We start from the raw sequence: 23,248 nt of genomic DNA on the forward strand, positions 1-23,248 counted from the left end.
CGACGCTCTTACTGCCGAGTGGTTAACTGCAGGTTAGGCGCAGGCCCTGCGGTTGGCCCCGTTTCGGTTGGAATCGCGCCGAACTGAAGCGTGAACAGGCAGGCCCCCAACAGGGCGATCACCGCAACGCCGATGGCCGCATCGAACGGCAAAAACAGACTGGTTGCCATCAGCAACAAAGCGATGGCCAAACGATCCGAAATCCAGCGCATCCATTGCCGTTGCGGCAGAATCAAAGCCGCCAATCGTGCACTGCCGACCAGCAGCAGCGGTGCGAAAAAGCCCGCCCCCGGTGGCACTGATGGCAGATCGGGCAAGGCGCTCCGCCAGCCTGCCAGCGTCACCAGCCCTGCATCGATCAGCAGGTGAAACAGCGCAACGCTGCGCCGGGCCAGACCCGATGCGAGCAGCGAATCCCGCTCTACATGACCGAGCAGACTGGCAATCCGTTCAACAAGCCATGCAAGGCCTATGAGCACAAACCCGATGGCAAAATTGCCAAGCCAGCCTGCGCCGCCACCCAGCAGGCCGAGCACCCCGGCGGCAAGGCCGACCAACGCAGGCCGCGTGCCCGCATGGAGCATCGCTGGTCCGAAGCGATTGACCACCGCGATGGCCAGACGTTCTCCGGGAGTAGCCCCCCCCGCCCCGGCAAAACGGGTGTGCAAACGCAGCCAGCGCCGTTCGGCCAGATGGGCTTCATCCTCATTCCGCAGGATGCCCCAGCGCCCATCGTCGAGCAGCGCCGAAGGGACGCTTCGCTGGGCAACGCGGCTTTGCACCGCCAGACGCAGCAGCGCGGACTGGGCGTTCCATTCGGGCGGAAGATCGGCCAGCCCGGCAGCGATTCTGCCCGGAAAGCGCATGGCCGCAGCAAAGGCGTGGTTGATGTCGATCCGTTCAAAACCCAGTGGCAACGCGGTTTCGACCGGCAGCGTAAGGACGACCGGCCCCGCTTCGATCAGTTCACGCACCGTATCGGGCATGGCCAGCAACCCATCGCCCAGAACAATGACGTCATCCTCAGGCGGAAGCAGCGGCACCAGCGCGCGCGCCGTGGCTACGACATGGAATTGCGCCCCGCCGGATTCGGCAAAATGCTGAAGCGCCACCAGTTCGCCACTGATAGCTTCGGCCAGAACGATAATGCGCCGCGCCCCCAGCGACAGCGCAAGGCCGATCTGATGGCGCAGCAGCGAGCGCCCGCCAATTGGCAGGTAACCCCGCAGCGCGCCGGTTTCTGCCCCGGCGGCATCGATCAGCGATAGAACTGCGACCCGCAAACGTTTGCCTCCTGATCCGCCATCCTAGGGACTGGGGGCCACGCTGCCAAGCGCAGGGCAAAACTTGTCAGGGATTGACCGTAAGATCGTCGAGCATCTGGCGCAGGCGGCGCAGAACTGCGGGATCGCCGGGCACGGTCTCCACCGCCTCTTCGGCCAGAGCCAGCAATCCATCGGCATGGAAGCTGGCAGCAAGGCCTTTCAGCCGCATTGCCGCAACCTGCCAGTTGCCATCGCACCGCGCACGCCCCAGCAAATCGACATGATGTTCCGCGCTTTCAAGGAAAGCCATCCGCAATTCCCGCACAAGATCGGGATTGTGCCCTGCGGCAGCAGCCAGATTGGCGTCGAGCGAGTCACCTTCGTAGGCCATGAGAACGAGCTATGCGGTGAAACGTTAAGGCAGGGTTTATGGCTGCCGCGAAAACGTGATATGCAGTCCGAATGAATGGGGGACAACGGATCATTTCGCTCGACGGTGCCGCAACGGACACCGATGAAAACAGCGTTTCCGGGGCAGAAGCGCCGGATGGTTCGCTGCTGCTATCGCCAGATGCAGGCGTTCCGATATCCCGGAACAACGATCATGCGCCACACGACGAGCAAGGCGAACACTGGCTGGTTGAAGACGACAGTGCCGATGATCGGCCCCAACGCAACTTTGAATGGATCGCGCCTGCGCTGGGCGGACTGGTGATTGCAGGCTGGACCGGCTTTTTTCTCTGGGCAGTGATTCTCCGACAGAAAGAAGCGATTGCCCCCGATCAGTGGGCATGGTGGATCACGCAGTGGTCGGTGCCTGTGCTGCTGGTGCTGGTAACGATGCTGCTGGTCATCCGTACAAGCCGCCGTGAAGCGCGCCGGTTTGCCGATGTGGCGCTTTCACTCTCGCGCGAATCGGGGGCGCTGGAAAAGCGGCTGGTCTCGATCAACACCGAACTGTCGCTGGCGCGCGATTTCATCGCCGCGCAGGGCCGAGATCTCGAATCGCTGGGGCGCGTTGCGGTAGAACGCTTGTCATCAAGCAGCGCGCGGCTTGACGAACTGGTCGGCCGCAATGGCGCGCAAGTGGATCGCATTGCCGACGTATCGGCGGCCGCGCTCGACAATATGGACAAGTTGCGCGGGCAGTTGCCGGTAATCGCCAACGCCGCCAAAGACGTGACCAACAATATCGGCAGTGCCGGCCGCACCGCGCATCTGCAGCTTGAAGAACTGGTTTCGGGCTTCCAGCGGCTGAACGAATTCGGTCTGGCGAGCGAACGTCAAGTTGCGGCTGTGCGCGAACGCATCGAAGCTGCCGTCGCACAATTTGCCACATCGTCGGAGAACCTCGCCGCCCTTGCAGAAGGGCGCTTCGAAGCGCTTGCCCGCAGCAGTGCCAAACAGGCTGGACTGATGCAGCAGAGCGAACAGGCCGCGCTGGCCGACTGGCGCGAGCGCAGCGATGCTCACGTCACCGCGCTGCGCGACGCGCTGGCCCATCTCGCCGCAGATCACGATTCGTTGCTGGTGCAATCGCGCGAGCAACTGGTTCGGTTCGAGGACGCAGCGCGCACCCTCAATGCGCAAATTGGGCAGGAAGCACACAATCTGGACAGTGAACTGGCTCAGCGCCGACGGACTGCCGAAGCAGACGCTGCCAAGCAAAAACTCGCACTGGATCAGCGGCTGGGTGAGATCGATGCGGCCATCGCTGCGCGCCGGGCCGCGATGGAGAAGGCCGCTGCAACCGCTACTGAAAGTCTTGCCGCAAAGCTGGCGGAGCTTGATCTTGCGATAGATACGCAGCGCAAGCTGCAAGCTGCAGAAGCTGATAACCTTGCCCTTCGCTTTGCGGAAATCGGTCAGAAAGTCAGTGACTTCACCAGCCTTCTTTCGAGTTCAGGCGAAGAAGGCGTGCAAGCTGCGGCAACCATCGATGCATCGATAAATGCGCTGACCGGCAGACTGGCCGAAATGCGGCACGCGCTGTCCGGTACGGATCTTGAAATTGGTGAATTGACGGATTCCGCCGTGCGCCTGCTCGAACTGATCCAGGCGGGCGGCGATCATACCCGCACGCAGATTCCCGAAGCTTTGCGCAGCACCGAAGCCGGTCTCAAAGGGTTGGAAGACCGCGTGTTCACACTGCGCGACACATTGCGCGAAGCCGGTGATGGCGGCCGCAATCTGTCAGAAACGGTCAGCGGCGCGCGCACGCAAGTGTCGGCAACGATCAACGAGTTACAACAGGCGAAAAAGCTTCTGGCCGACGAAGCCATCGAGCGCGAGGCACGGATTGGGGAACTTCGCGATCTGCTGGCAGCAGCAAAAAGCGAAAGTTCGGCCCTTTCCGCAGACATCGAACAGCGCTTGACCGGCGCGGTCGCGCAATTGACCGATGCTGCCGGAAAGGCTGGCGAAGACTTGCGCAACAGCACCGCAGCCGAGGTCGAAGCGGTTGCCGAGCGGCTTGGCGAACACAGCAGCGCGGCCATCGCCCGCGTGCTTCAGGGACGCGCGGCGGAACTGATTGGCAGGCTGGAAGAGGCCATCGATGCCGCCGCCGACGCCAGCCGTGAAACGGCCATTCAGATGCGCGACCAGTTGACCAAGGTGGACGAACTGGCGGGTAATCTCGAAGCGCGCGTCAGCAGGGCGCGTGAGAAGGCAGAAGAACAGGTGAACAATGACTTCGCCCGCCGTGCCGCGCTGATCACAGAATCGCTCAATTCCTCGGCCATCGATATCGCCAAAGCGCTTTCGAGCGACGTTTCGGAAACGGCATGGGCATCCTACTTGCGCGGTGATCGCGGCATTTTCACGCGGCGCGCCGTAACCCTCCTGGAAAACGCCGACGCGAAGGCCGTGCAATCGCACTATGAAGGCGATGGCGAGTTCCGCGAACATGTGAACCGCTACATTCACGACTTCGAATCTATGCTGCGCCAATTGCTTTCGACGCGCGATGGCAATGCTTTGGGCGTTACCTTGCTGTCGTCCGACATGGGCAAGCTCTATGTTGCGCTGGCACAAGGGATCGAACGGCTGAGGACGTGATCGCAGCGCTACTGCGACATTTCCGAAAGCCGGACAGAAACCTTGCGCAAACCACTGGCGAATTTGGTTTCTTCTTCCGCTCGCCCCTGATCCTGCAAGCGCAATAGGTAGCTCGGGTGCGTGGTGATCCACAGTTCGCTGCCGTCATCAAGGACATGCGGCACGCCGCGCGCTTTCTGGACGCTTACCGTCTTGCCCAATAAGCTGCGCGCCGCGCTTGCCCCAAGGGCAAGGACGATCCGGGGCCGAACAAGCGCGCGCTCACCATCCAGCCACCAGCGGCACACGTCGATCTCTCGTGCCGAAGGGTTCTGGTGCAAGCGGCGCTTGCCCTGTGGGGTAAACTTGAAATGCTTGACCGCGTTGGTGACATAGGCCCGTCGATCCGCGATGCCCGCGCTTTCAAGATGGGCGCGGAGAAGTTGCCCAGCGGGGCCGACAAAGGGTCGCCCCTGCTCCTCCTCGACATCGCCCGGTTGTTCACCAACGATCATCAGCGCGGCTGACTGCGGCCCTTCACCCATGACAGCACGAGTGCCGTTGCAGCCAATGTCGCAGCGGCGGCAGGCAAGAATGCCCTCTCCGATGGCATTGAGGCTTTGCGGTCGGTCTCCGAAGTCCTGCCCGCCCGCCTTCACCATCTGCGCCTCCCGCGCCTGCGCCCCGGCGATCAGTTCAGGGATGAGCGCTGCTTCGGGCAGGTTCTTCCAGTATTTGCGCGGCATTTCCTTGAGCATGGCCCCGACCTTCAACCGCGCGGGATTGAAGATTGACGCATAATAGCTGCGCCACAATGCTTCGACCGGATCACCCGAAGGCGCATCGGCGCGCGTGGCGGGCGGGCCTTCCTGCAACCTGTCCCCATCCCAATGCAAAGTGCCGCGCGGCGTAAGGATCGACCAGCGCATCGTGGTGAAGCGCCGCACGAAAAACCCGGCGTTGGCGCGCAGGATGTGATGCTCCGGTTCAAACCATGCGACGTAGTGTTCGCTGCCACTTTCATCCACCGCGCGAAACCGCACGAAAGCGCGCATCTTGTGAATATCGCGCCGCACCTGCCGGGCGAGGTCTTCCATCCGTCGCACATCAGGATCGGCCTTGTCCTCCATCAGGCGGGGACGAGACTGAAGCCGACAGAGCGTGCGATACATCAAGGAAAAGCGTTCAATATCAGAATGAAGCATAACGCTTTGCGCAAGTTGCAGGAAATCACGCGATGCCCGTGGTTGCAGTGTATCAGCCGGAGCGGACGGAAGATTGCGTTCGCCCTGTGCGAAAAGATCAACCGTTTGATCGGATGGCGATTCCCACACGATGCGATCTGCCGCAATGGAAGCCCGGATCATATGGCGCGCGGCATCACGCCAACCTTCGAAATCATCGGGCGCGGCAAGCGATATGCGGAAAACCTGCGCAGGCACAGGGTTGAGCGAATGCTTCATGCGAACAGTTCAAGCTGGGTGCCCCGCGCGGTGGGCGTAACAAGGCGGCGCAAATCGGCACGGTCAGTCAGCAGGACTGGCCGCCAATCCTCTGTAATGATGAACGGGCGCACCTTGGTAAGCGACACAGTAAGCTTTCCCACATCGGCAAGACGCAAGCGACGCTGGCGGCGCGCGGCGACCAGCGCATTCACGGCCTTTACCCCAAGCCCCGGCACACGCAGCAATCGTTCACGCGGGGCGCGGTTCACATCCACCGGGAAATCACCCCGAAAGCGTAATGCCCACGCCAGCTTGGGATCGATATCGAGCGGCAGCATCCCGTCATTGCCCGCAGCCTGCTGCACCTCATGCGGGGCATAGCCATAGAAGCGCATCAACCAGTCCGACTGGTAAAGCCGATGTTCGCGCATCAGCGGCGGGCGTTTCAGCGGCAGAACGGCGCTTGCATCCGGGATAGGGCTGAATGCAGAGTAGTAGACCCGGCGCAGGCGGAACCGATCATAGAGCGTACTGGCGCGGCCAACGATATCGGCGTCGGTCGCCGCATCGGCCCCTACGATCATCTGCGTCGATTGCCCTGCCGGGGCAAACTTGGGTGCGTGGCGGAAGCGCTTGCGCGCATCCTTTGCCTCGACGATCGCTTCGTTCAACGATCCCATCGCGCCTTCGATCTGCGGGGCGGATTTATCGGGTGCCAGGCGCGTCAACCCTGCAACGGTTGGCAATTCAACATTGATCGATACACGATCGGCATAAAGGCCTGCCCGTGCTACCAGTTCGGGATCGGCCTCAGGAATGGTCTTGAGGTGGATATAGCCACGAAAATCGTGCTCTTCTCGCAGGATACGGGCAACTTCGATCAACTGCTCCATCGTGTGGCTGGAACTTTTCACGATGCCCGACGAAAGGAAAAGCCCCTCGATATAGTTGCGGCGATAGAACGAGAGCGTGAGGTCCACCACTTCCTGCGGGCTGAAGCGCGCGCGACGTACGTTCGAGCTTTTCCGGTTTATGCAGTAGTGGCAATCGAACACACAGTGGTTGGTCAGCAGGATCTTGAGCAGCGAAATGCAGCGCCCATCGGGCGCGTAAGCATGGCAGATGCCCATCCCCTCGGTCGAACCGACGCCCTTCCCGCCCTTGCTATTGCGTTTTTCAGTGCCGGATGAGGCGCAGGAAGCGTCGTACTTTGCGGCATCGGCAAGAATTTCAAGACGTTCGAGAACGGTAAGCTGCGACATTTGTTCATTATATGTTCTTTTTCATGTCTGCGCCAGCCCCAACATTCCGGTCCCCACGCGCCTGCCCGTTTGTGCATGAGTTTGTGGAAAACATCGGGGGAACCAGCCCTGCCTCGCCCCGTTCATCCGACACGACGAGGATAGAAAGAGGCGATTTTCCCATGAAATATGACCAAGGCAGCCCCGATGAACTCCGGGAAAAATTCTGGAAGGCAATGTCATCGTCGCCCTACGTGATGCTGCAACTTGACGATGACCCGGACTCGGCAGCGCCGATGACCGCACAACTCGACGAGGACGCCGATAGTGCGATCTGGTTTTTTACCACCCGCGATAATCGCTTTGCGCAAATGGGCGGCGCCACCGCAACGTTCGCGTCCAAAGGCCATGACGTTTTTGCACGATTCCACGGTATTCTGGTCGAAGAAACCGACCGAGGACGGCTGGAAAAACAGTGGAACAACTTTGTCGAGGCATGGTTTCCCGGCGGACCGGATGCGCCCAACCTGCTGTTCATGCGCATGGATCTTGGCGACGCTTCGATCTGGGCTGGCGAGATGGGCATTATCGGCACGGCCAAGATGGCGCTCGGCATGGACGTGACGAACGACGTGAAGGGTGGATTTGCCGAGACAACGCTGTAACCGCCACATCCTCTCTTGCTTGCGAGAGAGGGATATAAAAAGGGCCGCTCCTAACGGGGCGGCCCTTTTTCTGTTTGCGGCAATGCCAAATCAGTCGATCGGCGGAACCGGCTGCGGCGGTGCGTCGGCATCAGCCTCGTGCACTTCGACCAAGCCCCTGCCCACATGGCTGCGGCTACGGCTGTAGGCATAGTAGACCACCAGCCCCACGACAGCCCAAATGACGAAGAGCAACTGGCTCTTCTCATCCAGCTTGTAGAACAGATAGGCGCAGCCGAGGAACGCCAGCGGTGATGTGAGATAGATCGCAGGCGTGCGGAACGGACGGTGGCGGCCCGGCTCGCGACGGCGGATCACCAGAACCGCGATTGATACCGCTGCAAAAGCGAACAGGGTGCCGGAGTTCGAGATGTTGGCCAGCAAGCCCACCGGGAAGAACGCTGCAAACAGCGCCACAAACACACCAGTGATGATCGTAATCACATGCGGGGTGTTGTAGCGCGGATGGATCTTGGAAAACGAGGCCGGAAGCAGGCCATCGCGGCTCATCACGAAGAAGATACGGGTCTGGCCGAACATCATCATCAGGATGACAGAAGGCAGCGCAAGCCCGGCGGCAAGGCCGACGAGGTTACCGATCTGCGGCCAGCCGATTTCACGCAGCGTCCACGCCAGCGCTTCCTTCGAACAGACCACCGCCTGATCAGCAATTGCCGCGCACTGTGCGGTCAGTTCGGCACTGCCGGGTTCAAGCCCGATGCCATTCGCCATCTGCGGCTGCGCACCGACCGAACCGATCACGCCTGCCGCCACCAGCAGATAGAACACAGTGCAGATGGCAAGGCTGCCAATCAGGCCGATTGGCATGTTGCGCTGGGGATTTTTCGTTTCTTCCGCAGCGGTCGAAACAGCATCGAACCCCACATAGGCGAAGAAAATTGACGCCGCAGCAGCACCTATGCCGCCGAAGCCCAAGGGGGCGAAAGGCTCGAACTTTTCCATGTTCATCACCGGCAGGGCCAGAATGATGAACAAGGTCAGTGCCGAAACCTTGATCGCCACCAACACCGCGTTGACCGTGGCGCTTTCCTTGGTGCCGATAACCAGCAGCCATGTGACGAGGCCCGCGATCAGCATGGCCGGAAGATTGACCAGCCCGCCATCATAAGGACCGCGCACCAGCAGATCAGGTATGTCGATGCTGAACGCATTCTCGATCAGCCCGACGACATAACCAGACCAGCCGACGCTGACCGCCCCTGCCGCCACGGCATATTCGAGGATCAGCGCCCAGCCGACCATCCATGCAATCAACTCGCCCATCACGGCATAGCTGTAGGTGTAGGCAGAGCCCGAAACCGGCACCATCGATGCCATTTCGGCGTAACACAGCGCAGCTACGGCGCAGACGAAGCCGGCGATGATGAAGCTGATCATCATACCCGGCCCCGCTTTCTGCGCGGCTTCGGCGGTCAGCACGAAAATACCGGTGCCGATCACGGCGCCGACACCCAGCATGGTCAATTGGAAAGCACCGAGCGAGCGATGCAGCGACTTCTTTTCTGCAGTTGCTAGAATGGCGTCGAGCGGTTTGACGCGACCGAACATGAAATTCTCCCGCCTTGGTCCGGCACCACACCTGAAACGGTTGCGCCCGAAACCAGCTAATGGCGGCGAAGCTAGCGGGAACAACCCTGCGCGCAAGCCATTTTTCCCCAGCCTTGCATCAAAGGCGCAGCGGCCTTGCGGGTTTGCACCGAGCCATTAGAAGCAGGTGCCCGCCAAAGTGCCTTGACTGAAAGGATGCGCCTTAGATGTCTACGACCTTCCAGCTCGACACCGCGACCAGCCGCGCCAACCCTACGCCCGCCCCGATGAAGCGCCTGACGGTCCCCGCAATCCGCCAGCGCAAGAAGGACGGCGTAACCGCGCAGCCGGTAGTGATGCTCACCGCTTATACCGCGCGGCAGGCGCAACTGCTCGATGCCCATTGCGATCTGCTGCTGGTGGGAGATTCGCTTGGACAGGTGATCTATGGCCTGCCCTCATCCGTTCCGGTCACGCTCGACATGATGGCCGCGCACGGCGCAGCGGTGGTGCGCGGGTCGTATCACGCGGCTGTTGTGGTCGATATGCCATTCGGTTCTTATGAAGCATCGCCCGTGCAAGCCTTCGAAAACGCTGCTCGCCTGCTCAAGGAAACAGGCTGCGCGGCAGTAAAGCTCGAAGGCGGCGAGGCGATGGCTGAAACGGTCGCTTTCCTCACCGCACGCGGCATCCCGGTGATGGGCCATGTCGGCCTTACCCCGCAGGCGGTCAACGTGCTTGGCGGCTACAACGCACGCGGCCGCAGCGAAGCGGAAGCCGCCAAGATCGTGGGCGATGCCAAGTCGCTTGCCGACGCAGGCGCATTCGCCATCGTAATCGAAGGCGTCGTCGAACCTATCGCCGTGGCCATAACGCAGGCCGTCCCCTGCCCCACCATCGGTATTGGCGCTTCGGCGCAGTGCGATGGACAGGTGCTGGTCACTGAAGACATGCTCGGCATGTTCGAGCGCGTGCCCCGTTTTGTGAAAATCTACGAAAACATCGCAGATACCATCTCCGACGCAGCAGCGCGTTATGCGCAGGAAGTGCGCGACCGCAGCTTCCCCGGCATTGAACAGACCTACCAACCCAAGTAAGCGCTGCTGCTTCAAACACGGGGAATTTGAACTTGCTGCGCTTCTACAAGGGATCGATCCTTTTCACGCTGATCTGCCTCGCGCTCGCGGTGGCCTATGGTTGGATGCAGACCGGCACGGCAGGTGGCACGATGTCGCTGCTGTGGATTGTCTTCGTGCTGTCGATCCTCGAAATATCCCTGTCGTTCGACAACGCGGTGGTCAATGCCGCCGTGCTGGAGGAGATGGACGAAGTTTGGCAGAAGCGCTTCCTGACTTGGGGCATGATCATTGCCGTGTTCGGGATGCGCATCATCTTTCCGCTGGCCATCGTGGCCATTGCGGCGGGGCTTGGCCCGGTCGAAGCGCTCAACCTATCGCTCAACGATCCCAAGCGTTATGAGGAAATCGTCAGCAGCGCACATGTCGGCATCGCCGGCTTTGGCGGTGCGTTCCTTGCGATGGTCGGCCTTTCGTTCTTTTTCGATGGCGAAAAGGAAGTCCACTGGATCAAATGGGTGGAAGAGAAGCTGGCGCTCGTTTCCAACATCAAGGCCGCCGAAATCGCGCTGCTCCTGCTGGCGATCTACGGCATCTCACTGCTGCTGTCAGAGGCTGACGCGCTGACCTTCATGGTATCGGGCGTGCTTGGCCTTGTCACTTTCATCGCGGTCGAAGCGCTCGGCACGATCCTTGAAATGCGCGACGAAGCGCAGAAGGCGGCGGGACTTGTCGTCCGCTCCGGCCTTGGCGGGTTCCTCTACCTCAACGTGTTGGACGCATCGTTCAGCTTCGATGGCGTTATCGGTGCGTTCGCCCTGTCGAACAACATGGTGATCATCGCGCTCGGCCTGTCCATCGGCGCAATGTTCGTCCGTTCGATGACGATCATGCTGGTCAAGAAGGGCACGCTTTCGGAATACCGCTTCCTTGAACATGGCGCGTTCTGGGCGATCATAGCTCTCGGCGCGATCATGTTGCTGTCGGCAAAGTTCCACATCCCCGAAACGGTGACCGGCCTGATCGGCGCGGCCCTTATCGGCATTTCGCTGTGGTGGTCGGTCCGCCACAAGCGCAAGTACCCGGACGGCGAACTTGACGCTGCCGTCCGGGCAGACTGAAGTCAGTCCACGCTGCGCCCTGCCAGCAAAGGCTTGGGCGCGGGCGTTCCCATAAAACGCGGCGCGGGCGCGGGCATGACCATGCCCTGATCTTCCACAAACGTCCCACGCTGCGCATTGTGCGGATGCTGAGGCGCTTCACGCAGGCTCAGCACCGGGGCAAAACAGATATCGGTGCCGTCCATGATTGCGCACCATTCGTCGCGCGTCTTCATCAGGAACAGCGCGGTCAGCCGCTCCTTCAGCTTCGGCCAGACGCGCGGGTCCATCTGCGGGGCGAAATCGGGATCGTTGGTCAACCCGGTCTTTTCCAGCAGTAGCGCATAGAACTGCGGTTCGATGGAACCGATGGACACCCATTTGCCGTCGCTGGTTTCATACGTGTCATAGAAGTGCGCGCCGCCATCCAGCAGGTTCACCCCGCGCTCGTCCTTCCACCGACCGTTGCCCAAGAACGTGTAGGTCATGGCCGAAAGGATCGCCGCGCCATCAACCATCGCGCAATCGACGACCTGCCCCTTGCCGCTGCGCTGCGCTGAAAAGACCGCAGCCATCACGCCGAATGCCATCAGCATCCCGCCGCCACCGAAATCGCCAACGAGGTTTACCGGAAACTGGGGCTTGCCCCCCGCCTGACCAAAGCTGTGCAAAGCGCCCGCCAACGCAATGTAATTGATATCGTGCCCTGCCAGCGGAGCCATCGGGCCGTCCTGCCCCCAGCCGGTCATACGCCCATAAACCAGCTTGGGATTATCGGCCAGCAGCACGTCAGGCCCCAGTCCCAGCCGCTCCATCACGCCGGGGCGATAGCCTTCGACAATCGCATCGGCCTGTTTCACCAGATCGCGGATCTGCGCGATAGCCGCCGGGTCTTTCAGATCGAGTTCGATGCGTTCGCGATTGCGGTTCAGAATATCGCGCTGGCCTTCGTCGCCCACGCGCGCGCCCTTTGCCGGACGGTCGATACGGATCACCCGCGCGCCATGATCGGCCAGCATCATGCAGGCAAAAGGCCCCGGCCCGATTCCGGCAAATTCGAGTACGGTCAACCCTTCCAGCGCGCCAGCCATCGCTCACTCCCATTTTTAATCGCTCGATTGAATTGGGAGTAATAGCGGGATCAAACGCTGTCGAGCGCAAAACTATGACGGATTGCGAAGCCCGCGCGCCACTAGCACTACTTCGATCCGCTCGACTCCGGCCATGTTACCCACCGCCGCGCGTCCGTTCGACAAGAGCTTCAAAGCCTGCGGGCTTCCAGGGTTCTGCCGCAGATAACGCGCAGCCACCGCATTGGCATCAGCATCCCGGCCCAGCAGGCGCATGGCATGATCGATGCGTTGCAAAGTCGGCAGGTTGAAGCGGATCAGCGCCGCGCGGCCATACTGGTCCAGCGCACCCAGCGCATCATTGGCGATCAGCCGCGCATCGCCCGCCAGCAACCACGCTTCGGCAGCCCCCGGATTGGCCAGTTTCAACCGGTCGGCCACGGCAATTGCCTGCCCATCGTCGCCGGCCTCGATCAGACCACGGATATAGGGCACGGCATTGCTCGCCAGATTGGGCGCGTCGGTATAGCCTATGGCCAACACACCCAGCGGTTGCCCGGCGGGAAGAAACGCCGATGGTTTCTGCCCATCTTCTTCTGCCCGCTCGAACATTGCGGCCGCTTCTGCCTTGCGTCCTTGCGCTTTCAAGGCTTCGCCCGTCAGTTGCAAAAGATAGGGCGGCGCCAGTTCGAGATTGGGCCACCCCCCTGCCGCCTGCACGGCTTGCGCATCCAGCTTGCGGCTGCGCAGTGCGCGCACCAGCATCATGCGTGCCTGCAAATTATCGGGCTGCAAGCGCACCAGCCGGTCGAAATGCTCGACGGCAAGATTGGTGTTCCCTGCGCGGTATTCCAGAATACCGTTCAGCATGATCGCGGCGGGCATATCCCGCAGCGCGCCACCTGCCTGCAACAGGATCTTGCGCGCCAGTGTAGTCTGCCCCGCACGCGCCGCCAGCACGGCTTGCAGATAGAGCGCACGCACATTGCCCGGATCGACCTTCACCAGCTTGCGACAAACGATCAGCATGGCGCGATACTGCCCCAGATCGCCCAGCGTCGCTGCATATTCGCCCAGCAATCCCGGATCGTTGGGCGCAATGCGCAAGCCCGCTTCGAACCACGGCAGCGCAGATTGCAGGCCAAATTGTTCGCGGATCAACAGCCCGCGCAGTTCCAGCGCACGCGGGTCTTTCGGTGCCAGCCTTACCGCGCGCTCCGCCGCTTCGATGGCTTGTGCGTGTTCGCCGCCGATAAAGCGCAATCGACCGATATCGGTCCACAACGAAGCATCGTTCCGGTTGAGCCGAAAGGATTGGTCAAAGGCTTGGCCCGCTTCGGGCAGGCGGCCTTCGGCCATTTCCAGCCGCCCACGCATCTGCCAGCCCCGCGCCGCGCTTTCCGGCGTAAAATCCCCGCCATACAACACCTCGCGCGCCTCGCGCCGGTTACCTTGGAGCAGCAGAGCCTCGCCCAGTTCGGCGCGCGCGACATCCGCATCCAGTCCGCGTTGCAACGCCAGCCGCAGCGGCACTTCGGCGGCGATGCCATCGCCCTTGGCCAGTGCCGCGCGGGCCTTGACGAGTGCATCTGGTGGCGCGTCGCCCCGCACCGGCCCTGCGGCCAGCACGAGGACAGCGCAGACCGCTGCAAAGGCCCTAGCTCTGGAGATCGTACTGCTTGAGCAGGTCATACAACGTCGGACGGCTGATGCCGAGCAGGCGCGCGGTGCTGGAAATGTTGCCCTCGCTGCGGGCAAGCGCATGGCGGATAATCTTGCGGTCGGTTGCCTCACGCGCCGTTTTCAGGTTGAGCGGCGATGCATCCTCCCCGCCGCTTCCCGGCAGATCAAGATCGGCTGCCGTCACCAGCTTGCCATCGGCCATGATCACCGCACGCTTCATGCGGTTTTCAAGCTCGCGCACGTTGCCCGGCCAGTTCCAGCCATCGATTGCCGCCAGCGCGTCGGGTGCCAGCCCCTTCACCTGCGGGTTCATTTCCTTGGCAAAGCGCATCAGAAACGTCTTGGCGAGCAGCGTGGCATCGCCGGGACGTTCGGCCAGCCCCGGAATGCGCACCACGATTTCGGCCAGACGGTAGAACAGATCTTCGCGAAACCGCCCGTCGGCGATCATCGCCTCAAGGTTCTGGTGCGTGGCGCAGACGATGCGCGTATCGACTTCAATGGACTTACGCCCACCGATACGTTCGATCGTGCGCTCCTGCAAAAACCGCAGCAGCTTTACCTGCAACTGCAGCGGAATATCGCCCACTTCGTCAAGGAACAGCGTGCCTCCGCTGGCCAGTTCGATCTTGCCTTCGGTGGTCTTCACCGCGCCGGTGAACGCGCCCTTTTCATGCCCGAACAGCTCGCTTTCCAGCAGGTTTTCCGGGATTGCCGCGCAGTTGATCGCAATGAACGATCCGCTGGCCCGGCCCGAAGCATCATGCAGGCCCTTTGCCAGCAGTTCCTTGCCTGTGCCGCTTGCGCCCAACAGCATCACCGATACGTTGGTATTTGCCACGCGCTCGATAGTGCGGGCCACCTTGATCATCTCGGGCGCGGCGGTGATCATCCGGCCCAGAACCTTGTTGTCCGATGTCGCGCGGGTGGCAAGATTGCGGTTCTCCGCCTCGATCCGCGAAAGGTGCAGCGCACGCCGCACGATCAGGCCGAGCGCATCGATGTCCACCGGTTTCTGGTAGAAATCGTAAGCGCCCTTCTCGATGGCCTTCAGCGCGGATTCGCGCGCACCGTGCCCGCTGGCAACGATGACTTTCGTCTCCGGCCGCAGTGCCATGATCTCGTCCAGCACGGCAAAACCCTCGGTCGTGCCATCAGGATCAGGCGGCAGGCCAAGGTCGAGCGTGACGACCGAAGGTTCTTCCGACCGCAGCAGGGTCAGCGCGGTCGCGCGGTCGCCCGCGATAAACACGTCAAAGTCCTCATACGACCACTTGAGCTGCGCCTGCAGGCCCGGATCGTCCTCGACGATCAGCAGCACCGGGCGCTGGCCGGGCCGCTTGGAGGGCTGGGAATCACTCATCATGCTACCTTCTTGCCACGGGTGCCGCCGCCCGAAGGCTCGCCATCACCCTTGATGGATTCGATCAGAGGTTGCGCCGCCGCCAGTGGCAGACGCACGGCGAACCGGCTGCCAAGGCCTTCGCGGCTTTCCACTTCCAATTTACCACGCATCGCCCGCACCATCTCGCGCGCTTCGAATGCGCCAATGCCAAAGCCGCCCGGCTTGGTCGAAACGAACGGTTTGAACAGACGATTGCGCATGAAGTCCGCGCTCATCCCGCAGCCGGTATCGACCACTTCGATGCAGCCGTTGATGCCATCGACATGGCACTGCAAAAACACCGCCATCCCTTCCGGGCTGGCATCGATGGCGTTCTGCACCAGATGCAGCAAGACCTGCTCCAGCGCCTCGCGATTGGCCAGCACACGGCACGCGCCCTGATGCACCAGATGCACGCGCAGCGATCCCGGCGCGTTGTAACGCTCAGCCACGGCGCGGATCACGTCGCCCGCGTCCACATCGTCCACCCGCTCACCACCGCTTCCGCCATAGCGCGAAAGGCGGGCTAGAAGGCCATTCAGCTTGTCCGCCGAATTGCGCAGCGTGATCAGCATGTCCGCCCGGAATGCAGGGTTCTCGGCGTGCTTTTCGGCATTGCGCGATAGCAGGCTGAGCTGGCTGGCAAGATTCTTGATGTCATGCATCACGAACGCCATGCGCCGGTTGAACTCGTCAAAGCGGCTTGCTTCCAGCAACGCAGATTGCCCTGCATTTTCAGCAAGATAACTGGCAAGCTGCATCCCCACCACGCGCAGCAGGTCAAAGTCCTCCCAGTCCAGCTTGCGCGCCACCGGCGGCCGCCCCAGCACGACCAGACCCACCAGCCGATCAAAGTGCAGCAACGGTACCAGCGCCCACGCGCCATGCTCCTCGCACAGCCATTCCGGCACAATCGCGCGTTCGCCCTGAAAATCGATCCCCGCGCGCACCTCGTCGAGGTCGACGATGAAATTGTGCTTCTCGAAGAACGCGACATGATCCGCCGCCAGCGCTTCGGCAGGAACGTCAGCCGTCGGCCACTGCCAGCGTGAGGCAAGCACCAGTTCGCCGCTTTCCGCCGGGACGAGCAGCAGGCCGGTGGAACTGTCGGTGATATCCGCCAGAGCCTGCACAACACGTTCGTGCAGCGGCGGGGTCTGCGCTCCGGCGCGGCCAATGGTGCGGGTGAAGCGCAGCCATTCGGCGCGGTAGTCATAGCGATGCTGGAAAAAGTGCTTGGCCAGCATGACCTTCAACCAGCCGCGCACCCGGCTCGACGGCATGATCGCCACGACCAGCACGCAACTAACGAAGACAAAGCCCAGTTCTGCCAACTGGCTGGAATTGCCGCCCAGCCACGCCAGCGATTGCGCCGCACCGACCATCACGAGCATGTAGGCACCGATCACCAATAGCGACAGCGATTGGAATGCCACTGCGCGCGAAGGTGAAAACCGCAGCGCAGACCGTCCGCGCACTGCGCCGATCACCAGCAAGGCCGCCGCTGCCATCAGCGCCAGTCCGCGCAGCGCCGCCAGTTCCGGGGGCATCGCGCGCGCCAGATAGGCGATGGTATAGAGATTGAGGTCGTAGCCCCAGACCATCGCCATCGCCGCGCAGGTCCAGCGCAAGGCGGCGCGCTGCTGCGCCATCGCGCCTGCATAGAGGTTATGCACCAGCACCAGCGCGCCGGTTGCCACCAGCAGGCGGAACAGCACCGAAATGTGGAAGATCATCCCTAGCGCGGTAGCATTCGTGCCATCGCGCAGCGTCATCATGAACAGGAGCGGCTGCAACAGCTCCACGAACAACAGCGCCGCCATCATCGGCCGGATCGGCGCGACACTGGCATCCCGCCCATCGCGCGTGAACAGCGCAAAGGCGAGGCCCAGCCAGCCCAGACTACGGAACGATTCGAACAGTTGCCCCAAGGGGGTATCCGTGCCGATCCCCGCCACCACCAGTGCCCACAAAGCAGTCAGTGCAAATGCCGCGATCTCGGCAAGGCCTGACCGTTCATGCGCGCGCCTGCGCCTGTCCCAGCGCCAGCCGACAAGCAGCAGAAACGCAAACGCCGATGCAGCGAATGCCCACTGCCCGAAGCCAGCCCAGGTCAAGGGGTTGAGCATCGTCCCGCCTTACCTCGCCCCTTCCGACCACAGCACGACGCGCAGCGTCTGCAGAAGGATCAGAAGGTCCAGGAAGGGTGTATAATTCTTGGCGTAATAGAGATCGTATTCCAGCTTGTGCCGAGAATCGTCGAGCGACGCTCCATAGGGATAGTTGATCTGCGCCCAGCCGGTAATCCCCGGCTTCACCATGTGCCGCTCGGCGTAATAGGGCAGTTGCTCTTCCAGTTCCGCGACAAACTCTGGCCGTTCGGGGCGCGGGCCGACGAAGCTCATTTCGCCCTTCAGCACACTCCACGTCTGCGGCAATTCATCGATCCGCACCTTGCGGATGAAGCGCCCGATGCGGGTTACGCGCGGGTCGTTCTCCTGCGCGAACTGAGCGCCGGCCACTTCGGCGTCGGTGCGCATCGACCGCAGCTTGATCACATCAAACGCCTGCCCGAACAGCCCCACGCGGCGCTGGCGGTAAAACGCAGGCCCCTTGCTGTCGATCTTCACCAGAGCCGCGAACAGTACGATCACCGGCAGCGTCAGCGTCAGCAACAGCAGGCTGGCGGTAATATCGAAAATGCGCTTGGCCGCGCTGGAAAGCGCCCGCCCTGACGAAAAACCGTCCGAGAAAATCAACCAACTGGGGTTGACCGTATCCAGATCGACACGCCCCGTCTCGCGCTCCATGAAAGTCGAGAAATCGTTGACGTGGACGCCCGTGGTCTTGATCCGCAACAGGTCTTTCAAAGGTAGCGCATTGCGGCGCTCTTCCAGCGCAAGCACCACTTCGCTCACGCCAAGGTTATCGACATAGCGCGTCAGGTTGTTGATCGCATCGCGGTGGATCGCTTCTTCCACCACCGGCGCGGCGCTGCTCATGCCGACATAGCCGACGATAGCGAAACCGGATTCAGGCCGTTCGCCCAGCTTGCGCAAACGGTCCGCCCGCGCCCCCGCGCCCAGCACCAGCACGCGCCGCCGGAATGCCGACGTTCCCAGCAGACCGCCCAGCAACAAGCGGATCAACACAAGGAAACCCATGCCGAAGAACATCGCGTAAAGCAGATTGGATCGCCACAGCGTGCGCCCCGGCAGCAGAAAATAGACCACCGAAAGCGCAATGATGCCAAGACTGACGGCTACCAGCAGCCGCGCTGTGGCATAGCGCATCGATCGCAGCGCGTCAGATCCATAGACGCCCACCGCAATCATCGCGACCTGCACCATACCGGCAAACAGCAAGAGCGGCGTCGTGCGCAGCGGCACCGCGCCGGGGTCCATGCCAATCTGGTGCGCGCGCACTTGCCAGCTAAGCTCTCCCGCGCCGATCAGCAGCACGAAGTCCAGCAGGCCCAGAAGCAGGACCGAATGCGGGATGTAGTGTTTGAACAGGCGGATCATCTGGCTGGCGCTCGTCACCCTTCCGGGCGCGAATTGCCCCCTTGCGGGCATCTTTACAGACCAAACAGTAAAGCGTCGGTTACCCTGACACTGACCCCGCCGAGATCGATATCATATAAAATACTGAAATTTATAGATAAAACTCCACCTATAAAATTGAAATGTCGGTGGAGTTTACAGGATTTGCGTTGCTGCCTTCAGGGTCAGTTGCCGTTGGCAATGTCCTTGGCGGCATCGCCAACGTTCTTGGCCGCACTACCCACATTGTCTGCCGCGCGTTCGATGGCATTGTCACGGCTGGCTTGGCTGTTGGACATCTGCATCACAAAGTATCCGCCAATCAGCAATGCCACCAGCAGGATCATTGCAATCGCCCAGCCACTGCCGCCACCGCTTCGGCGTTCCTCGTAAACCGTGGTGTGCGTGTGAGTCTGCCCGTCCGGTTCGCGAACTTCGACCACTCGTTGCTCAACCATGTCCAACTCCTTGCGAATTACATTGACCGCCTAACGCCCAAGCGAATGCGCCGTTCCATCCGCAATGTTCCTGATCGGCTGCGAAGCCTCTGGCCCCTTGGGCATTCGCGTGGCAGGTTGCGGTAATGCGGCAGAAAGAACTGCGTATTGCGCTCGTGTGCTATGGCGGCATCAGCCTTGCCGTGTACATGCACGGCGTCACCAAGGAACTGTGGCGCGCCACCCGCGCCAGCCGTGCTTTCCACTGTCCCGAAGGCCCCGTCCCGCAGGGTGTTGAGGCCGTCTACCTTCACTTGCTGGAGGAAATCGCCCTCACCCGCGATCTGCGCCTGCGTTTGCTGCCCGACATCATCTCCGGCGCGAGCGCAGGCGGTATCAACGGGGTCTTTCTGGCGCAGGCCATTGCCACGGGCCAAAGTCTTGAACCGCTAACCGCGATGTGGCTTGAACGCGCCGATATCGATGTGCTGCTCGATCCCGATGCCAAACCGTGGAGCAGCTTTGCCAAGTTCTGGGCGCAGCCGCTGGTGTGGTTCGTCCTGAAGCGCCCCGGCAATGTCGTAAGCAGCACCGTGGCGCGGGAAACCCGCTCGGAAGTGCGCCGCAAGGTTTCTCGCCTAATCCGTGCGCGCTGGTTCGCACCGCCATTCAGCGGCATCGGCTTTTCGCGGATGATTGCCGATGCACTCGATGCAATGGCCCATACGCCGATGGGTGATCCGCTGCTGCCCGAAGGCCATCCTATGGACCTTCTCGTCACTGCCACCGATTTCAACGGCCATCTTGAAGAACTGCGTCTGAATAGCCCGGAAGTGGTGGTAGAGAGCGAACATCGCCTGTCCATCGGCTTTCGCCGCACCACAACGCGCGGCTCAGACCGTGATCTTGCTCCTTGCCCCGAACTGGTTCTTGCCGCCCGCTCAACCGCCAGCTTCCCCGGTGCCTTCCCGCCACTGGCGCTTGACGAGATCGACAAGCTGGTGGCCGAACGCGGCAATAGCTGGCCCACCCGGCAGAGTTTCATCGAACGCATCATGCCCACCCACGCCCGGCGCGGCACGGCGGAAAGCGTAGCGCTGGTCGATGGCGCCGTGCTGGTCAATCGTCCCTTCGCGCAAGCGATAGACGTACTGCGTGATCGCCCTGCCCGACGCGAGGTGGATCGCCGTTTTGTGTACATCGATCCCAGCCCGGATCACATGCGCATTGCCCCCAAAGGCGGGCGCACCGTGGGCTTCTTTGCAGCCATATTCGGCTCACTTTCATCCATTCCGCGCGAACAGCCGATTCGCGACAACCTTGAGTCGCTTGAGCGGCAATCCCGCCAACGCGCGCGGCTACGCGCCATCGTCGATGCCCTACGGCCAGAGATCGAGGATACGGTTGAGGCACTGTTCGGGCGCACGCTATTCTTCGACTGGCCCAACCAGCGCCGCCTCACCACATGGCGCAACAAGGCGCAGCAGGCCGCAGCCGAACGTGCAGGATTTGCCTTTCACGGCTATGCGCAAACGAAGCTTTCAGGCATTGTCGCGGATCTTGCCTGCCTGATCCACCAGGCCGCACCGCACGCCGCCAGCGAAGGCGATGTCGAAGCCGCACTGTGGCAACACCTTGCCGTTCACGGGCTGGACCGGCTTTCCGCCTTGCGCGGCGGAGCGACCGTCGAAGCGATCACGTTTTTCCGCACGCATGACCTTTCCTTCCGCATCCGCCGCCTGAAATTGCTGGCCCGTCGCCTAACGCACGATTGGGACGCGGGCGAAGTGGTCGATCCTGCTTCACGCGAAGTGGCACGCGATGCGGTCTATCGCGCGCAGGCGCTGTATCAGGGGCGCGAAACCGCCGAAGGCCTTGGCCCCGGCTTTGCCGAAACCGCAGCGCTTGCCACTATTGATCCGGGGGCAGTGCTCAATGCCATCGCTGCCCGGCGCGATCTCATCACGCTCGATCTGCAAGTGGACGGCCTGCTTGTTGCCGCACTGGAGAGCATGGACAAGCCGCTGCGTCGCCGCTTCCTCCATGCCTATCTCGGCTTTCCGTTCTACGATATCGCCACGCTGCCGCTGCTGCAGGGCGATGGCATGGGCGAATTTGACCCGGTAAAGGTTGATCGCATCTCGCCCGATGACGCCACATCTATCCGCAAGGGCGGCACGTTTGCCTGCCTGCGCGGGGTGGAATTCTTCAATTTCGGTGCATTCTTCAGCCGCGCCTATCGCGAAAACGATTACCTCTGGGGCCGCCTGCACGGCGCGGAGCGGACGATAGACCTGATTTGCTCGACCGTGGAGGAACCACTCGGCGCCGAAGTGATCGCCGCGTTCAAACGCGATGCGTTTCTGGCGATACTTGAGGAAGAACAGGGGCAGCTGATGGCGGAGCCGGGCCTTGTCGACCGCGTGAAAGCAGAGGTTGTGGCGGCTTTTGCCGGATAGCGTCCGCCAGCCGAAACCAAAAAACCTTGCGCCCCAGCCTTCGCGGGAGCGCACTACGGCGGAATGTAGGACGTCTTATTCCGTCAGATCCGTCCACGCATCCTTGATGCGCTCGAAGAAGCCCTTGGATTGCGGGCACTCCTCGCCGGTTTCGGTCGCCTGAAACTCGCGCAGGATTTCCTTTTGGCGGGCAGAAAGTTTCGTCGGCGTCTCTACATGGATTTCCACCACCAGATCACCGACCCCGCGCCCTTGCAGCACTGGCATACCCGCGCCGCGCTTGCGCAACTGCTTGCCCGACTGGATGCCGGCCGGAATCTCGATGGCATGAACTTTGCCGTCCAGCCCCGGAATCTCGATCTCGCCACCCAGCGCCGCCGTGGTGAAGCTGATCGGGCAGCGCGTAAGCAGCGTGGTGCCTTCGCGTTCGAACACTTTGTGACGCTGGATGTGCAGGAACAGATAAAGGTCGCCCGGAGGCGCGCCGAACGGCCCTGCTTCGCCCTTTTCGGCAAGACGGATGCGCGTGCCATTGTCCACGCCCGCAGGAATATTCACCTGCAACCGCTGTTCGGCATCCACCCGGCCTTCGCCACGGCAGGACTTGCAAGGACTTTCGATAACTTCGCCCCGACCGTGGCAGTTCGGGCAGGCCCGCTCCACCATGAAGAAGCCCTGCTGCGCACGCACTTTGCCGTGCCCGCCGCACAAGTTGCAGCGCCGCGCCGACGTGCCCGGCGTTGCGCCCGAACCACCGCAGGGATCGCACTTCTGCGAAACCTCTACCGCGATTTCGGTGTCCTTGCCGTGGAAGGCGTCTTCAAGACTGATTTCCATGTCATAGCGCAAGTCCGCACCACGCCGGGCCTGCTGGCGTCCGCCGCCGCCAAAGGCTCCACCGAAAATCGTTTCGAAGATATCGCCGATATCGCCAAAATCGCCGCCGCCGCCAAAGCCGCCGCCCTGTCCGCCACCGCCCTGCTGGAACGCCGCGTGGCCATAACGATCATAAGCCGCGCGCTTTTGCGGGTCTGACAGGCAGGCATATGCTTCATTGATCTGCTTGAACTTCGCCTCGCTGTCAGAGCAGCCCGGATTTTTGTCCGGGTGGAACTTCATGGCGAGTTTGCGGTATGCAGACTTGAGGACTTTATCGTCCGCAGTCCGCTCCACTTCGAGCAGTTCGTAGAAATCGATCTCGGCCGACATTGCGCTTCCCTAACGCGAAGACCCGCCGCCAGCGCATTTACGCAAG

General features: G+C 61.8%; 17 protein-coding genes. 5 read left to right on the plus strand and 12 right to left on the minus strand.

Annotation, left to right across the window (positions count from 1 at the left end):
- Window positions 1-8: 8 nt before the first annotated feature.
- Together HGI47_RS11250 and HGI47_RS11255 are read right to left on the minus strand one after the other, a co-directional pair.
- Window positions 9-1,283 carry a hypothetical protein gene (locus HGI47_RS11250; protein ID WP_206066140.1) on the minus strand — a complete coding sequence of 425 codons (1,275 nt, stop codon included), beginning with the start codon at window positions 1,281-1,283 and terminating at the stop codon, window positions 9-11.
- A gap of 67 nt (window positions 1,284-1,350) precedes the next feature.
- The gene (locus tag HGI47_RS11255; protein WP_168852871.1) at window positions 1,351-1,656 is read right to left on the minus strand and encodes an Hpt domain-containing protein; all 306 of its coding nucleotides are present in this window, start codon (window positions 1,654-1,656) and stop codon (window positions 1,351-1,353) included.
- A gap of 71 nt (window positions 1,657-1,727) precedes the next feature.
- Between HGI47_RS11255 and HGI47_RS11260 the strand changes: the two genes are divergently transcribed.
- Window positions 1,728-4,325: a hypothetical protein gene (locus HGI47_RS11260; RefSeq protein ID WP_168852872.1), complete on the plus strand. Its 2,598-nt coding sequence runs from the start codon at window positions 1,728-1,730 to the stop codon at window positions 4,323-4,325.
- Window positions 4,326-4,333: 8 nt separating this feature from the next.
- Here the strand turns inward: HGI47_RS11260 and HGI47_RS11265 are convergent, their stop codons facing one another.
- A complete protein-coding gene (locus HGI47_RS11265; protein ID WP_168852873.1) occupies window positions 4,334-5,767 on the minus strand; it encodes a UdgX family uracil-DNA binding protein in 1,434 nt (477 codons plus the stop codon).
- Entirely contained in the window at window positions 5,764-7,011 is a 1,248-nt protein-coding gene (locus HGI47_RS11270) for a putative DNA modification/repair radical SAM protein (RefSeq protein WP_168852874.1), read from the minus strand. Before HGI47_RS11270 ends, HGI47_RS11265 begins: the two co-directional genes overlap by 4 nt.
- A 161-nt stretch (window positions 7,012-7,172) precedes the next feature.
- Between HGI47_RS11270 and HGI47_RS11275 the strand changes: the two genes are divergently transcribed.
- On the plus strand, window positions 7,173-7,655 hold the full coding sequence (locus tag HGI47_RS11275; protein ID WP_168852875.1) for a pyridoxamine 5'-phosphate oxidase family protein: 483 nt from the start codon (window positions 7,173-7,175) through the stop codon (window positions 7,653-7,655).
- A gap of 90 nt (window positions 7,656-7,745) precedes the next feature.
- Here the strand turns inward: HGI47_RS11275 and HGI47_RS11280 are convergent, their stop codons facing one another.
- Complete coding sequence (locus HGI47_RS11280; protein WP_168852876.1) at window positions 7,746-9,263, minus strand: amino acid permease; 1,518 nt, start codon at window positions 9,261-9,263, stop codon at window positions 7,746-7,748.
- A gap of 206 nt (window positions 9,264-9,469) precedes the next feature.
- On the opposite strand from HGI47_RS11280, the gene panB reads away from it, so the two are divergent.
- A complete protein-coding gene (gene panB, locus HGI47_RS11285) occupies window positions 9,470-10,339 on the plus strand; it encodes a 3-methyl-2-oxobutanoate hydroxymethyltransferase (protein ID WP_168852877.1) in 870 nt (289 codons plus the stop codon).
- A gap of 32 nt (window positions 10,340-10,371) precedes the next feature.
- On the plus strand, window positions 10,372-11,439 hold the full coding sequence (locus HGI47_RS11290; protein ID WP_168852878.1) for a DUF475 domain-containing protein: 1,068 nt from the start codon (window positions 10,372-10,374) through the stop codon (window positions 11,437-11,439).
- Window positions 11,440-11,441: 2 nt separating this feature from the next.
- Here HGI47_RS11290 and HGI47_RS11295 read toward each other — a convergent pair whose 3' ends face one another.
- The 6 genes from HGI47_RS11295 to HGI47_RS11320 all read right to left on the minus strand — a co-directional run bounded on the left by HGI47_RS11295 (window position 11,442) and on the right by HGI47_RS11320 (window position 19,555).
- The gene (locus tag HGI47_RS11295) at window positions 11,442-12,509 is read right to left on the minus strand and encodes a CaiB/BaiF CoA-transferase family protein (protein ID WP_168852879.1); all 1,068 of its coding nucleotides are present in this window, start codon (window positions 12,507-12,509) and stop codon (window positions 11,442-11,444) included.
- Between the two features lie 72 nt (window positions 12,510-12,581).
- Entirely contained in the window at window positions 12,582-14,117 is a 1,536-nt protein-coding gene (locus tag HGI47_RS11300) for a tetratricopeptide repeat protein (RefSeq protein ID WP_168852880.1), read from the minus strand.
- Window positions 14,118-14,145: 28 nt separating this feature from the next.
- Entirely contained in the window at window positions 14,146-15,534 is a 1,389-nt protein-coding gene (gene prsR / locus HGI47_RS11305) for a PEP-CTERM-box response regulator transcription factor (RefSeq protein WP_168852881.1), read from the minus strand.
- Window positions 15,534-17,684, minus strand: a complete 2,151-nt coding sequence (prsK, locus tag HGI47_RS11310) for an XrtA/PEP-CTERM system histidine kinase PrsK (RefSeq protein ID WP_168852882.1) — start codon at window positions 17,682-17,684, stop codon at window positions 15,534-15,536. Before prsK ends, prsR begins: the two co-directional genes overlap by 1 nt.
- A gap of 9 nt (window positions 17,685-17,693) precedes the next feature.
- Window positions 17,694-19,079 carry a TIGR03013 family XrtA/PEP-CTERM system glycosyltransferase gene (locus tag HGI47_RS11315; RefSeq protein WP_168853018.1) on the minus strand — a complete coding sequence of 462 codons (1,386 nt, stop codon included), beginning with the start codon at window positions 19,077-19,079 and terminating at the stop codon, window positions 17,694-17,696.
- Window positions 19,080-19,282: 203 nt separating this feature from the next.
- Window positions 19,283-19,555: a hypothetical protein gene (locus HGI47_RS11320; protein ID WP_168852883.1), complete on the minus strand. Its 273-nt coding sequence runs from the start codon at window positions 19,553-19,555 to the stop codon at window positions 19,283-19,285.
- A 125-nt stretch (window positions 19,556-19,680) separates the two neighbouring features.
- Here HGI47_RS11320 and HGI47_RS11325 point away from each other — a divergent pair, with 125 nt between their 5' ends.
- The gene (locus HGI47_RS11325) at window positions 19,681-21,993 is read left to right on the plus strand and encodes a patatin-like protein (protein WP_168852884.1); all 2,313 of its coding nucleotides are present in this window, start codon (window positions 19,681-19,683) and stop codon (window positions 21,991-21,993) included.
- A 75-nt stretch (window positions 21,994-22,068) separates the two neighbouring features.
- Here the strand turns inward: HGI47_RS11325 and dnaJ are convergent, their stop codons facing one another.
- A complete protein-coding gene (dnaJ, locus tag HGI47_RS11330; protein ID WP_168852885.1) occupies window positions 22,069-23,202 on the minus strand; it encodes a molecular chaperone DnaJ in 1,134 nt (377 codons plus the stop codon).
- Between the last annotated feature and the right edge of the window lie 46 nt (window positions 23,203-23,248).

This window comes from Novosphingobium sp. ERN07, assembly GCF_012641335.1.
In the GTDB taxonomy this organism is placed as follows: domain Bacteria; phylum Pseudomonadota; class Alphaproteobacteria; order Sphingomonadales; family Sphingomonadaceae; genus Novosphingobium.